The following is a 13,689-nucleotide window of genomic DNA, read 5'->3' on the forward strand; positions in this document are numbered from 1 at the left end:
TCATCGGAGTCAGCCAGTGCCTTGTCAGCTTCCTCATTTGCAGCAGCCTGTGCCTGAATAGCCTCGTCGAACTGGGACTCGCCCACCGAAGTGCTAACAGCTGCTGCTGCCAGGCGTGCCTGGTCGGCAATCTTGGCCTCGGCATCGAGAACTGCGTTGATGTACGGTGCCGCCACATCAGTGGAGTATTCCGATGCCAGCTCAACGCCTTCCACCACGGCCACACGCGGAGGCACGTCGGAGTTGTAGAACAGCTCCCAGGTGGAAAGACGCAAAATAGCACGGTCGACTGCCGGTAGACGGCGCAGCGGCCACTCCTCCGTCAGGTACGAAGAAATCGTCGAGTCGATACCGATAATTTCCGCAGCTACACCGCGCACGATCTGCTCGGTGTACTCCGCAATTGGGTTCACATCCAAATCGGGATTACGGACCATTTCCAGCCGCTCTTCAAGAAGCTTGACGACGTCGACGCCTCGCTGCTCGGCCTCAAATAGCAGATCTACCGCACGACGGCGCGCACGGTAGCGCGCGCCGTGGCGCTTGTAGTTAGGTTCGCGAACTTTCGCGGACTCCTGCGCATCCGGGGTCTCGACGGACTTGTGATCCTTTTCAGTCATGGATGTGTATGTATCGCTCTCAACAAAAGGGTGAACTAGATGAGGGAATTAGTGGTTGACGCGGGACAGGTAGGAGCCGTCACGGGTGTCGACCTTCAGTACGTCGCCGGTTTCGATGAACAGCGGCACCTGAATCTCAGCGCCAGTCTCCAAAGTTGCCGGCTTGGTGCCACCGGTGGAGCGGTCGCCCTGCAGACCCGGGTCGGTCTGCTCAACCTTCAGTTCAACCGAAACAGGCATTTCAGCGAAAAGAACGTTGCCCTCATGGAAGGACACCTGGCAGGTGGTTTCCGGAAGCAGGAACTTAGCACCCTCCGGCATCTGAGCGTCCAGGATGGAAATCTGGTCGTAGGTCTTGTCGTCCATGAAGACGTATCCTTCACCGTCGTGGTACAGGTACGTCATGTCGCGGCGGTCGACGGTAGCAGTCTCAATCTTGACGCCAGCGTTGAAAGTCTTGTCAACAACCTTGCCGGTCAGAACGTCCTTCAGCTTGGTGCGGACGAATGCCGGACCCTTACCTGGCTTGACGTGCTGGAACTCCACGATCTGCTGAAGCTTATTGTCGTGCTTGATAACTAGACCGTTTTTAAAATCTGCGGTGGTAGCCAACTAAACTCTCCTGAAATTGTTAAAAAGCTCTCTGACGAAACCACGATACTCCGTATCTCATCGAGAGAAAAATAAAACGCCGTGATGTTAGGCTCGCGGTTTCGGCAGCTGCGTAATAATTTCCGGCTCGGTGTCGGTGATAATCAACGTATCTTCGATGCGCACACCGCCGAACCCCGGCACATAAATACCAGGCTCGATGGTCAACGTCATGCCAGCTGCCAACTTCCCCTTGCCGGTGCGAGCAGCAAATGGAGCCTCATGCACCTCAATACCGATTCCGTGGCCGGTGGAATGAACGAAGTGCTCCCCATAACCAGCCTTTTCAATAATGTCCCGGCATGCTGCGTCTACAGCCACAACATTAGCCCCTGGCACGGCCGCTTTTACGCCAGCCAGCTGGGCTTCCAGCACGACATTGTAAATCTCTCGGGCCTTCTCGTCTGCGAACTCCACCCCGGCAACAATCGCGCCGTCCAAATCTGACGACGTATTGTTCGGATCGTTTTCGCTTGACGACGTTCCCGCCTCACCGGCAAAGAGGGTACGTGTCATATCTGAGTTGTAGCCCCCGGCAAAGGCGCCAAAGTCAATAGTGACCAGGTCACCTGCCTCGATTACGCGATCTTCCGCTCCGTGGTGTGGCTTGGCGGAATTCGGGCCGCTCGCGACAATCGTGTCGAAGCTTGGCCGATCGGCGCCATGCATGCGCATGCGGTACTCCAACTCTGCGGCGACTTCGCGCTCCGTGCGGCCGGCGACCACGATGCCGTCGTGAAGCAAGTCCTCGAATGCGCGGACCGCGATGTCAGCGACGTGGCGCAGAGCGACGAGTTCTGTATCGGACTTGACCTCCCGCAGTTTAGAGACGACGCCCGTAGTCGATACCAGCTCGAGTGCCTGTGGCCGGGCATCCTCTAGCTCTTGATAAGCGGCCATAGTGAGGAACTCAGATTCAACACCAAGACGCGAGATATCCAGCTTTCGGCATTGACCGACGAGTGCCACGCCGGTGTTGCGGGCGGTGAGTAACTCCACGTCCGGTGCCTGTTTGCCAGCCTGAACCGTATAGCGGCCGTCGGTGGAAAGCAGCGCTTCCCCACTGGCCGCAACAATCAAACCAGCATTCGAGCCGTGGAAACCTGTAAGCCAACCAACATGCGTCGGATCGACTGTGAGGAAACCGTCGCAGTCGTTGTCGGACAATGCGTCGATAAGAGCGGCTCGGCGGGCGGCGTAGTTCGTGGAGATATCTGTCATAGTTTCGTACTCACCCTTCTCAGTGCCATGGAATACCCATCAGTTCCGCATCCGACGATAACGCCCGCGGCAAGCGCCGACAGGTACGAGTGGTGCCGAAACTCCTCCCGGGCGTGAATGTTTGAAATATGGACCTCGTGGAAGCCCGCGCCGTCGGCAATTTCGGCAAGCGCGTCACGTAGGGCGACGGAGGTGTGTGTCAACCCCCCTGGATTGATAATGACTGGCCAACCGTAGTCGGCAGCTTCGTGAACCCACTCGATGAGTTGACCTTCATAGTTGGATTGGCGGCAATCCACTACGACGCCAAGCTCCTTGGCTAGGGTGCGAAGTTCAGATTCGACATCGGCCAAAGTAGTGGCACCGTAAATTTCTGGCTGACGCTTGCCTAGACGATCGAGGTTCGGGCCGTTCAGAACAAGCACGGTCGGAATCGCCGTTGTGGCATCAGTTGCTGCGCGAAGAGAGGTCATGAGCGGGCTGACTCCTCCGATGCGGCGTGCCCATTGTTGCAGAGCAGTTCGTATGCACGCTCGAGGTCATCCATTCCCGGGCCTTCAAGACGGGCTGTTTCACCGGGGTTGTCCAGAATAACGAATCGGATCGCACCATCGCGGTTCTTCTTATCCCTGGTCATAGCATCGTAGAGCTCGGTAAAACGACCTGCCTGGTAGGTCGTTGGCAGCCCAATGCACTCTAGGATGCGACGGTGGCGGTCTACGAGTTCCTGATCAATATGTCCGGTGATCTTGGCCAGCTCAGCAACATAAACCATGCCTACAGCTACGGCGTGGCCATGGCGCCAGCGGTAGTTTTCAAAGTGCTCAACGGCATGACCGAAAGTGTGGCCATAGTTCAGGATCTCACGGAGGCCAGATTCCTTCAGATCCTCAACGACAACGCGTGCCTTGACAGCAATCGCGCGCTCGACCAGTTCTGGCAGGTCACCGTCAACATCGAGGCAGGCCTGCGGGTTTGCCTCGTAAAGATCGAGAATCTTCGTGTCCGCGATAAATCCAGCCTTGATAATCTCTGCCGAGCCCGCAATCAGCTCGGCCTTCGGCAAGGTGCGCAGGACGTCAAGGTCACAAAACACCGCGGCAGGCTCGTGGAAAGCGCCGACCAGGTTCTTGCCGGCTGCAGTGTTGATACCGGTCTTACCGCCGACAGCCGCGTCGACCATGCCGAGCAGCGTCGTCGGGACCTGGATAACCTTCACTCCACGCATCCACGCGGCGGCGACGAATCCACCGAAGTCTGTGGCTGCACCGCCGCCAATCGCGATTACCGCGTCACGCCGACCCAGACCGCGTTCACCAAAAGTGTCCCAAACTGTTTCAGCAACTGCGAGCGTCTTGCCCTCCTCCGCATCCGGAATCTGGATGCTGAAAGCGTCGACTCCCTTGTCCGCCAGTGCCTTGATGACGCCGAAGCTCAGCTCTTGAACGCTCCCCTGGTGAATTACCGCAACCTGGGAGGCAAAGGTAGCGGCCTCCGCAATCTGCTCGGTGAGTCCATGCCCCATGGTCACCGTGTACGGGGATGGGCCTTCAACACGGATTGTGCGGGTTGAGTTCATTGTCAGTCCCTAGTCGTTAGCGTAAGAAATGTATGGAGTTGCTGGTTATACGGCAGTGATTAGCTGCCGCCTTTTAAGAGTCGCCAGTTAAGCCTCGTCGCAGGTTTCATCGAGGTAGCTGAGGATCTCGGCCACAACGCGCTGCGGGGAACGTTCGTCGGAACGCACCTTGAAAGTGGCTGCATCTTCGTAAAAAGCTCGGCGAGCCTCATAGAGCGCGCGGTAATGAGCCTCAGGGTCATCCGCCTGGAGCACCGGGCGCGAATTGTTACCCGCTGTACGACGGACCCCCTCTGCAATGCTGATCTCGAGGTAGACGACGTTATGGTCTGCCAGCAGGTCACGGGTCGCCTGCGAAATCACGGCACCACCGCCAAGTGAGACGATTCCGTCGTGGGTCAGAGCCTCCGCCACGATTTGTTCCTCGATACGGCGGAATTCCGGCTCTCCCAGCTCGGAAAAGACTTCCCCACAAGTCTTGCCCATGCGCTGTTCAATCATCTCATCGGTATCGGTGAGTCTTGTGCTCAATGCACGAGACAGTCGACGACCGATGGTGGACTTTCCCGATCCGGGCGGTCCGACAAGGACAATAGTAGGAACGGACATTCCCCTCGTTTTACCCTTCTTCGTGTGCGCGACTGTGGCGCTATTTCCAATCAAGGCGACGTCGAGTCTGCTCCAAGTAGCCCTCAACGTTACGCTTGGTTTCCTCCAGGCTATCGCCGCCGAACTTTTCCATCACTGCACGCGCCAGTACCAGCGCGACCATTGCCTCTGCGACAACACCGCCGGCCGGGACCGCGCAGACATCAGAGCGCTGGTGGATTGCGGTAGCTGCATCGCCGCTGGCCATATCGACGGTCTTCAGCGCACGCGGAACGGTCGAAATTGGTTTCATCGCAGCACGCACAACGAGAGGTTGAGCATTAGTCATGCCACCCTCCAGGCCACCGGCGCGGTTAGTTTCCCGATCCACGCCGTCGTCGGTACGCACCATTTCATCGTGAGCCTCGGTGCCACGGCGACGGGCTTCCTCAAAACCGTCGCCGATCTCCACGCCCTTGACGGACTGAATTCCCATCAAGGCAGCCGCAAGCTGCGAATCCAGACGGGCATCACCGGAAATGTGCGATCCCAGACCCACCGGCAGACCGTGGACAACGACCTCGACGATGCCACCGAGGGTGTCGCCCTGCTTCTTGGCGGCCTTGATTTCGTCAATCATCGACTCCTCCGCAGCTGCGGAGAATGCACGCACTGGCGACTCGTCAATCTTGTCCTGATCAGCGAAGGTCGGCAGTGGCCCCTCGTAGGGCTCCGAACGACCGATGGAAATAACGTGGCTGACAACTTCCACACCGAGAGTCTCACGCAGAATTAAGCGTGCCACAACCGATGCCGCCACACGTGCTGCAGTCTCGCGAGCCGATGAACGCTCCAGGATGTTTCGAGCATCGGTGTGGTTGTACTTCAGCATGCCGTTGAAATCGGCATGCCCCGGGCGCGGGCGGGTTAAGGTGGCGCCACGAGCTGTATCCAAAACAACTGGGTCAACTGGATCCGGGCTCATGACCTCAGTCCACTTGGGCCATTCGGAGTTGCCGACCATAATGCCAATCGGCGATCCCAGCGTCTCACCATGTCGAATGCCAGTCAGCAGGGTGACCTCATCAGCCTCAAACTTCATTCGCGCCCCGCGACCATAGCCGAGGCGGCGGCGTGCGAGGTGGCGTGATACGTCATCTGTAGTCAGGGGAAGTCCGGCTGGCGCGCCTTCTACGAGAGCGATAAGCGCTTTGCCGTGAGATTCACCCGCGGTAGTCCAACGAAGCATAGGTATCATAATGTCACGTTTGCCGTACTTCTTGTGCATTTGGGGGCATACAAGTTTCAAATATGCCCCATTTCATCGCCCCTGGTCTACCGCTTCAGGGGACTTGTAGGTACCCTCCGCTTATCCCCCACACAATGGCGGTTGCTGCAAGCATCGCAGGCCCATGAGGCACGCTCGCCGGTACAGGCGCTGTTTTTGCTTTACGACGGTCACCCCAGCCCCGCTTTCCCGCGGTGACTCCTGCCATGAGGAGAGTGAGTCCGGCAGCCAACAGAATTGCCACTGCAATCCAAATTGCTGTCGCCACTGGCTCGCCCGATACCAGACCGACACCGCCCCCGAGAATTGCTGCGAGCTTCACATCTCCAGCCCCCATAGAGCGTGGGTTGAAGATGAAGACTGCTACATAGAGGCCAAACCAGAGGCCTATTCCTGTTCCTATGGCTGCGACTGCACTGGCGAGATTGTCAGCCAAGGTGCTCTTTTGCTGGAGCACCATTCCAGTGGTTGCTATCAGACCCACTGCCCCTAGCACTAACCACCAGTTCGGTAGTCTTCGCCGAGTCACATCCAACCAGCAGCCAATACCGCCCCAGCCGAGTACAAGCATCACGACTAGGAAATAGAAAACCCGGTCAAGGTAGACCGGGGCAATCCTGTGCTGTCCAATCGGAGACAGCCCTATCTCAGTTATTCCCCACCCCATAACTTTGGGATTGTAACGGTTGTGAGCTAGTTCGGCAGCGCTGCACGCATCGCCTCGACATCGGGAGTGCGTCCAGTAAACTGCTCAAACTGTCCCACCGCTTGATGTAGCAACATGGACAATCCACCGACCGCCTGTGTCCCTCCGCGTTCCGCTGCTTTCACAAGTGGGGTTGGCCAGGGATTGTAAATGACGTCGAGAATCTTCGGTGCTCGAGCGAGGTAGCCAGCAACCGACTCAATTGCGGCTGACGGCACCGTAGAGACCAGCACGTCGGCATTACCAGCAATATCTGCCAGGTTTGGAACATCAAAAGTCACCCAAACAAATTCCATCCCCAGCGCGGCAGCTAATGGTTCAATGTCATATGCGCGCTCGGAGCGCGCTACCACGGTCACATGATTGACCCCCAGCTGCGACAGCGCCCAAAGTGCCGGCCGTGCTGTGCCACCGGCACCAACAACAACGGCGCGGCCACGTGGTGCGTTCGTGCAGTCTATCTCGCGCAGTGCTCCCAGTACGCCGTCGCCATCGGTGTTGTCGGCAAACCAATCCGAATCGCGACGGACCAGAGTGTTCGCTGAACCAATGAGCCTCGCGCGCTCACTGACTTCATCGGCGAAGTCCAGCGCGGCAAACTTGCCGGGCATCGTGACGGAAAACCCCTGGAAACTGGGGTCTGCGCCACCAACGACGTCGGCAAGCTCTTCGGCGTTGCATCGGATGCGGTCATAGTGCCAGTCATTCATTCCCGCAGCGCGGTAACCGGCGTTGTGAATAGCCGGCGAGTACGAGTGATCAATCGGATCTCCCAGCACGGCTGCGCGATGAGTTATAGGCATAGGAGTTCTACCTCTTAGCGGTTGGAATCCAGCACGCCATTGTTGCGTGACTCGTCGATAGCGGCCTCGTGCTCTTCGAAGGTCGTGCTAAAGACAGTATTTCCTTCCTTGTCCACCGTGACAAAGTACAGCCAGGTGCCGTCAGCCGGATTTTCCATGGCACGAATCGCCTCGATGGAGGGCGAAGCAATGGGGGTTTCCGGCAGCCCCTCCTTGGCGTAGGTGTTCCACGCGGTCTTTCGCGCGCGGTCCTCATCCGTGGTTGCGATTTCCTGATCTGGCAGGTCGTAGTTGACTGTCGAGTCGAACTGCAGCTGCATCGGTTCGTCGAGACGGTTGAGAATAACGCGAGCGACCTTATCGAAGTCGCCATCTGGCGCCTCCATCTGGATCAAAGAAGCTGCGGTAATCAGCTCGTATGGAGTAAGACCAACCATGTCCGCTGAAGCCATGAGACCCGTGTCCTCATAATTCTTCACCGATTCCTTGACCAATTTTGCAAGCATCTGTTCGGGCGTCTGCTGCGGGTCAAGGTGATGAATACCCGGCGTAATGAGTCCCTCAAGACGACGAGGGTCGTTGCCACGCGCAGCTACCGCGTCCCGTGCCCATTCTGGAACACCCAGCGCGGCCAAATCGGCCTCGCCAGCAGCACGTTCGAGATCGGCCTTGGATACGCAGTCATTGTCTTCAACACAAGTGGCCTCAGAAATAAGCGAGAAAAATCCCTTACGTACATCCGATGAGGACACAATGCGGGTATCGGCGAAACGGGCGCCAGTCGGAATGTCAACGGTACCGACCTGATTTTCGACATCCAGAAGAGCCTCGACGGTCTCGTCGGCCTTCATCCGCTGATGGAGTCGGTAGAAACCAGGCTGCAATTCACTTGAATGAGAGTTCTCATTCGCGGCCTGGATGAACGCACGGGAAGACTTGACGACGCCGCTTTCCACCAACTGGTTGGACAAATCAGTAAGTGACGTGCCTTCACTGACCTCAACAATCGTCAATGGACCCTCAGCTTTGCCATCGTAATCGTCAACAATGCCGCCACGGTTCCAGACGAGGCCAATCACTCCGAGGACCAACACGCATAACAGGACAGAAGTCACATTGATTGCCACTGCCGTTTGGCGGTGACGAACTCGAGACTTTGTCCCACCGCTGCGAGCACCAGCGCGGTCCCGGTCGGCACCGCCGCTATCAGTGCGGCGCGCAGTCTGCGCGTCTTTACTCATCAATAATCTCCTCGAATGCAGCTCACTCTCCCATCGGTATCAGCAAGGAGTCTTCCCGTTCGGGTACGACACGCGACTGATAACGACTGGTGCGACATAGCTTTACGACGAAGTCGTAGCACTAGGTTGCATTGTAGGTGTGAATCGCCACTTCAACTTTTCAAATCCTATGCACGCGACAAACGTGCTTAGGTATTACACACTTAATAATTGCGCAAAGGTGGGTGAATTGTCACCTTTCGGTAACTTTTGTGTGCCCCCTTAGTCGGTATTTCCGTCCAAAGCTTTTGCCCGTCTGTCCAACCAGGACTGCAGAATTTCTACTGCCGCAACCTGGTCAATAATCTTCCGCCCGGACTTAACATCAATACCTGCTGCGTGCAGCCGTGATTGGGCCATTACCGTCGTCATCCGCTCGTCGGCGTAATGCACTACGACTCGGTCACCGAGTCGGCGCTGCAGCCGGAATCCAACGTCAGTAGCTTTCCGCGCAGAAGTCCCGAACGAGCCGTCGAGCATGAGGGGCATGCCGAGAACAATCTCGACGACCTCAAGTTCAGTGGCAAGTTCCACGAGCCGGTCAATATCCGGCCCGTCAGGATCTTTTCGCCCCGTTGCTCGAGTGACTGTTTCAACCGGGGTCGCCAGGATACAGTCGGGGTCAGAGACCGCGACGCCAACGCGGACATCGCCGACGTCGATTCCGAGCCGTCGACCCCGACCGGGATCATCCTGACCGGGGGTATCAATACGGGGCTTAGCCATTGTTTACTGCTCTTCCGATAGCACAGCCGTTAATTGGCTACTTGGACAGTTCGGCCTCAACCGCGGCCAATGCTGCGTCGATTCCGGAAGCATCAGAGCCGGAGCCCTGTGCCATTGCCGGTTTACCGCCGCCCTTGCCGCCGACCTCAGCGCCCATCAGCTTCACCAAATCGCCGGCCTTAATACCGCGATTGACGGCTTCATCCGAAACCGAGGCCACAAACGGAACCTTGCCGCCAGCGTTGGAAATCAACGCAATGACGCTTGGGCGATCCGCAAGGCGCTTCGCCAAGTCATTAGCCAGCGAACGGATGTCCTTCATCTCCGTACCGTCGGGAAGCTTAAGGCCGAGGTAGGTGACATCGCCGATGGTGCGAGCGGACTCCAGGTGAGACGCGGCATTGGCCAGCAGCTGTCCGGCCTTGAAATCAGCGAGCTGCTTCTCTGCAGCCTTGAGCTTTTCAGCCAGTGCTGCAATGCGGTCTGGCAGCTCAGCAGAAGGAGCCTTGAATTCAGTGGCCAGTCGTTCAGCCAGGAGACGCTCGGTGGACAGGTAGCGGAAGGAATCCATACCCGAGTAAGCCTCAATACGGCGCACGCCCGATCCGACCGAGGACTCGCCCAGCACAGCTACCGGACCAATCTGCGAAGAATGCGAAACGTGGGTACCGCCACACAGCTCAATTGAGAACGGGCCACCGACCTCGACAACGCGGACGATGTCGCCGTAGTTCTCGTTGAACAATGCCATGGCACCAGCTGCCTTGGCCTCTTCCAAAGGCATCTCGGCAGTATTGACAGCCCAGTCGTTGTCGACAGCCTCATTGGTGATCTGCTCAATCTCACGGAGCTGTTCCGGTGTGAGCTGCTCACCGTACTTGAAGTCGAAACGGAGGTAGCCCGGCTTATTCATGGAACCAGCCTGAGTTGCAGTATCCCCCAGTACCTGACGCAGAGCACCGTGAATCAAGTGAGTTGCAGTGTGCGCCTGACGAGCACCGTGACGCCACTGCTCGTCGACCAAAGCTTCAGCGGAGACACCCGGAGTGAATTCACCAGCGGTGACAATGCCTTTGTGCAGCCACAGCTTCTTGCCCACCTTTTGAACATCGTTGATGTGGACCACAGCGCCGGAATCAGTCACGATACGACCACGGTCAGCCAGCTGACCGCCGGCCTCGGCGTAGAGCGGAGTGCGATCGAGGATAACCTCAATCTCATCGCCCTCTGCGGCAAACGACTGCTTCTGGCCATCGGCAATGATGCCAAGAATCGTGGATTCGTCGGCAAGCCGATCGTAACCAGTGAAGGACGTCGGGTGTTCATCGATGAACTCGCGGTAGACATGCAGGTCGGTGTGAGACTGCTTCTTTGCCTGGCTGTCGGCCTTTGCGCGCGCACGCTGCTCAGCCATCTCGCGATCGAATTCCTCGCGGTCGATGGTCAGGCCGGCCTCTTCGGCCATCTCGATGGTCAGGTCGATTGGGAAGCCGTGGGTGTCATGCAGGGTGAAGGCGTCGTGACCGGATAGAACGGTTTTACCCTCTGCCTTGGCCTTGGTGGCAGCACGTTCGAACAGCTCCTCACCGGCGGACAGAGTCTTGGTGAAGGTCTTTTCCTCGGCGACGGCGACGCGGCGAATACGGTTCCAGTTCTCCGCGATCTCTGGGTACGACGGGGTCATGGTCTCGGCCGCAATACCAATCAGCTTCTCCAGCACTGGACCGTTAGCGCCGAGCAGACGCGCAGAGCGGATGATGCGGCGCAGCAGGCGACGCAGGATATAGCCACGATCGGAGTTCGAGGGGGTGACACCGTCGAGCATCAGCATCAAGCCGGTGCGGCTGTGGTCGGCGATGACGCGGAAACGGATGTTGTCCTGGTGGTTGGAGCTGTACTTCGAACCGGTGAGCCGCTCAGCTTCGTCGATAACCGGACGCAGCAGATCGGTTTCGTAGACGTTGTCGACACCCTGTAGCAGGAAAGCAACGCGCTCGATGCCCATACCGGTATCGATGTTCTTCTTCGGCAGTGGGCCAAGAATCTCGAAAGAGTCCTTGCCTGTTCCTTCGCCACGCTCGTTTTCCATGAAGACGAGGTTCCAAATCTCGATGTAGCGATCCTCGTCCGCCTCTGGGCCACCGTCAGCACCGTACTCCGGGCCGCGGTCGTAGAAAATCTCTGAACACGGGCCACACGGGCCAGGCACACCCATGGACCAGTAGTTGTCCGCCATGCCTCGGCGCTGAATGCGCTCTTCCGGCACACCAACCTTCTCGTGCCAGATGTCATGGGCCTCATCGTCATCGAGGAAAACCGTCACCCACAGCTTCTCAGCCGGGATGCCAAAGCCGCCGTCCTCAACAGCACCAGTCAGAAGGCTCCATGCATGAGTGATGGCACCTTCCTTGAAGTAATTTCCGAAGGAGAAGTTACCCGCCATCTGGAAGAAGGTGTTGTGGCGGGTGGTGATACCCACCTCTTCAATGTCCAGTGTGCGCACGCACTTCTGAATTGAGGTCGCGGTGGAGAAGTCCGGAGTCTCATTGCCGAGGAAGTAGGGCTTGAACGGCACCATGCCGGCATTAACGAACAGCAGGTTCGGGTCATCCAAAACCAGGGAGGCACTGGGGACCTCGGTGTGTCCCGCCTTTACGAAATGCTGGATGAAGCGATTTCGAATTTCATGAGTCTGCACGGTGTTCTACTTCCTCGTTTCACGTCGAGCGTCCGAGATGTTTAATACAAAACTAGCAGTCTACCCGCTCGGTTCGAGCAACTTTAAAACCACCCCACCGGCACCCCGTAGATTCCGACCGATCTCGCCTACTTCGATTTCCGGCGGCTCCCCCGGATAATTCGGCGAATGCGTCCGAGGTATTCAGCCATGCCGTTTTCACGACCGTGATTGGATGGGACGAAATAATCAGTGCCCACCAACTGATCTGGTGGATACTGTTGGGCGACGACACCCATGGGGTCATTGTGCGGGTAGATATAGTCCACCGCGTGACCAAGGTCCTTAGCCCCGCTGTAATGTCCGTCCCGCAAATGTGGTGGCACCGGTCCGGTCTTCCCGGAACGAACATCCTTCAATGCCCCGTCGATTGCGCTTATGACCGAATTCGACTTCGGTGCTGTTGCCAAGTGAATCGTGGCCTGCGCCAGCGTCAGCCGGGCTTCCGGCATCCCTATCAAGGCAACTGCCTGCGCCGCGGCGACGGCGGTTTGCAGAGCTGTCGGGTCGGCCATACCGATGTCTTCGCTGGCCAGAATAACGATTCGGCGGGCAATAAACCGAGGGTCTTCCCCACCCTCAATCATCCGCGCCAGGTAATGCAGGGCAGCATCGACATCAGATCCGCGAACGGACTTAATAAACGCGCTGGTGACGTCGTAATGCTGGTCGCCGTCGCGGTCATAGCGAACCACGGCTCTGTTGATCGAATTGGCAAGCGACTCAGCGGTAATCTGCTCACCATCGGCGACGGCTTCTGCGGCTGCCTCGAGGTACGTGAGGGAACGACGAGCATCACCAGCTGCCAGCGCAATGAGCTGTTTACGTGCATCGTCTGTCATACTGACGCGACCATTCAGGCCGCGCTCATCGGTAAGTGCTCGATCAATGAGCGTGCCGACGGCTTCGTCGTCCAGTGACTGCAACTGCAACAGCAGTGACCGACTGAGCAGCGGGGACACCACTGAGAAGGATGGGTTTTCCGTCGTTGCCGCGACGAGAAGGACAATCCGGTTTTCCACGGCACCCAACAGGGCATCCTGCTGGGTCTTGGAAAAACGGTGCACCTCGTCGATGAAGAGCACCGTTTGAATGCCCTGGTTAACGAGCGTGCGACGAGCAGTGTCGATAACCGCACGCACTTCCTTTACCCCGGCATTAAGCGCGGAAAGCGCTTCAAAGTGTCGTCCAGTCGCCGCGGAAATCAAACTGGCGAGAGTGGTCTTGCCAGTTCCGGGAGGGCCAAACAAAATAACGGAGGTGTCGCCGCCACCTTCGACCAGACGGCGCAACGGTGCTCCGGGGGCTAACAGGTGGTCTTGACCAACGACTTCATCGAGGTTTCGCGGTCGCATCCGAACCGCCAACGGCGCGTGTGCACCTGGGTGAAAATAGGCGCTCGCATCGGAGTTCAGGCCAGTGCTTGCTGGCCCCGCACTCCGACCTTGGCTCTTGGCCGCTGTAGGTCCGGCGACCGAAGGCTCGTCGAA

12 protein-coding genes and 1 pseudogene are annotated in these 13,689 nt (G+C 57.8%); all 13 read right to left on the bottom strand.

All coding sequences use genetic code 11. The annotated features are described in order from the left end of the window. Positions 1-98 precede the first annotated feature (98 nt). A pseudogene (nusB, locus tag ADB08_RS10500) lies at positions 99-620 on the bottom strand (transcription antitermination factor NusB); the annotation flags it as partial. A 48-nt stretch (positions 621-668) separates the two neighbouring features. Then, positions 669-1,232 carry an elongation factor P gene (gene efp, locus ADB08_RS10505; RefSeq protein WP_016422706.1) on the bottom strand — a complete coding sequence of 188 codons (564 nt, stop codon included), beginning with the start codon at positions 1,230-1,232 and terminating at the stop codon, positions 669-671. A gap of 87 nt (positions 1,233-1,319) precedes the next feature. Next, positions 1,320-2,492: a M24 family metallopeptidase gene (locus ADB08_RS10510; protein ID WP_049172962.1), complete on the bottom strand. Its 1,173-nt coding sequence runs from the start codon at positions 2,490-2,492 to the stop codon at positions 1,320-1,322. After that, positions 2,489-2,965, bottom strand: coding sequence for a type II 3-dehydroquinate dehydratase (gene aroQ / locus ADB08_RS10515; RefSeq protein ID WP_016422704.1), 477 nt, complete (start codon positions 2,963-2,965; stop codon positions 2,489-2,491). The genes ADB08_RS10510 and aroQ overlap by 4 nt, the downstream gene beginning before the upstream one ends. Further along, positions 2,962-4,071: a 3-dehydroquinate synthase gene (gene aroB / locus ADB08_RS10520; RefSeq protein ID WP_016422703.1), complete on the bottom strand. Its 1,110-nt coding sequence runs from the start codon at positions 4,069-4,071 to the stop codon at positions 2,962-2,964. The genes aroQ and aroB overlap by 4 nt, the downstream gene beginning before the upstream one ends. A gap of 87 nt (positions 4,072-4,158) precedes the next feature. Beyond that, on the bottom strand, positions 4,159-4,680 hold the full coding sequence (locus ADB08_RS10525) for a shikimate kinase (RefSeq protein WP_048731844.1): 522 nt from the start codon (positions 4,678-4,680) through the stop codon (positions 4,159-4,161). A gap of 40 nt (positions 4,681-4,720) precedes the next feature. Next, the gene (aroC, locus tag ADB08_RS10530) at positions 4,721-5,908 is read right to left on the bottom strand and encodes a chorismate synthase (RefSeq protein ID WP_187269731.1); all 1,188 of its coding nucleotides are present in this window, start codon (positions 5,906-5,908) and stop codon (positions 4,721-4,723) included. A 94-nt stretch (positions 5,909-6,002) separates the two neighbouring features. Next, positions 6,003-6,614 (bottom strand): prepilin peptidase, encoded by a 612-nt coding sequence (locus ADB08_RS10535; protein WP_016422700.1) that lies wholly within the window; start codon positions 6,612-6,614, stop codon positions 6,003-6,005. Positions 6,615-6,640: 26 nt separating this feature from the next. Then, positions 6,641-7,456 carry a shikimate dehydrogenase gene (locus tag ADB08_RS10540; RefSeq protein WP_016422699.1) on the bottom strand — a complete coding sequence of 272 codons (816 nt, stop codon included), beginning with the start codon at positions 7,454-7,456 and terminating at the stop codon, positions 6,641-6,643. Between the two features lie 14 nt (positions 7,457-7,470). Then, a complete protein-coding gene (mltG, locus tag ADB08_RS10545; RefSeq protein ID WP_049172968.1) occupies positions 7,471-8,697 on the bottom strand; it encodes an endolytic transglycosylase MltG in 1,227 nt (408 codons plus the stop codon). A 261-nt stretch (positions 8,698-8,958) separates the two neighbouring features. Further along, the gene (ruvX, locus tag ADB08_RS10550) at positions 8,959-9,462 is read right to left on the bottom strand and encodes a Holliday junction resolvase RuvX (protein ID WP_016422697.1); all 504 of its coding nucleotides are present in this window, start codon (positions 9,460-9,462) and stop codon (positions 8,959-8,961) included. Between the two features lie 37 nt (positions 9,463-9,499). Continuing rightward, on the bottom strand, positions 9,500-12,160 hold the full coding sequence (gene alaS, locus ADB08_RS10555; RefSeq protein ID WP_016422696.1) for an alanine--tRNA ligase: 2,661 nt from the start codon (positions 12,158-12,160) through the stop codon (positions 9,500-9,502). 128 nt (positions 12,161-12,288) lie between these two features. After that, positions 12,289-13,614 (bottom strand): replication-associated recombination protein A, encoded by a 1,326-nt coding sequence (locus tag ADB08_RS10560; RefSeq protein WP_224433708.1) that lies wholly within the window; start codon positions 13,612-13,614, stop codon positions 12,289-12,291. Positions 13,615-13,689 lie beyond the last annotated feature (75 nt).

The organism is Corynebacterium sp. 239_CJEI (assembly GCF_001055995.1).
In the GTDB taxonomy this organism is placed as follows: domain Bacteria; phylum Actinomycetota; class Actinomycetes; order Mycobacteriales; family Mycobacteriaceae; genus Corynebacterium; species Corynebacterium jeikeium_D.

Excerpts from the sequence above, each read along its gene's own strand:
- ADB08_RS10510 (WP_049172962.1), bottom strand. The coding sequence starts at position 2,492 with ATGACAGATATCTCCACGAACTACGCCGCCCGCCGAGCCGCTCTTATC.
- aroQ (WP_016422704.1), bottom strand. The coding sequence starts at position 2,965 with ATGACCTCTCTTCGCGCAGCAACTGATGCCACAACGGCGATTCCGACC.
- aroB (WP_016422703.1), bottom strand. The coding sequence starts at position 4,071 with ATGAACTCAACCCGCACAATCCGTGTTGAAGGCCCATCCCCGTACACG.
- ADB08_RS10525 (WP_048731844.1), bottom strand. The coding sequence starts at position 4,680 with ATGTCCGTTCCTACTATTGTCCTTGTCGGACCGCCCGGATCGGGAAAG.
- aroC (WP_187269731.1), bottom strand. The coding sequence starts at position 5,908 with ATGCTTCGTTGGACTACCGCGGGTGAATCTCACGGCAAAGCGCTTATC.
- ADB08_RS10535 (WP_016422700.1), bottom strand. The coding sequence starts at position 6,614 with ATGGGGTGGGGAATAACTGAGATAGGGCTGTCTCCGATTGGACAGCAC.
- ADB08_RS10540 (WP_016422699.1), bottom strand. The coding sequence starts at position 7,456 with ATGCCTATAACTCATCGCGCAGCCGTGCTGGGAGATCCGATTGATCAC.
- mltG (WP_049172968.1), bottom strand. The coding sequence starts at position 8,697 with ATGAGTAAAGACGCGCAGACTGCGCGCCGCACTGATAGCGGCGGTGCC.
- ruvX (WP_016422697.1), bottom strand. The coding sequence starts at position 9,462 with ATGGCTAAGCCCCGTATTGATACCCCCGGTCAGGATGATCCCGGTCGG.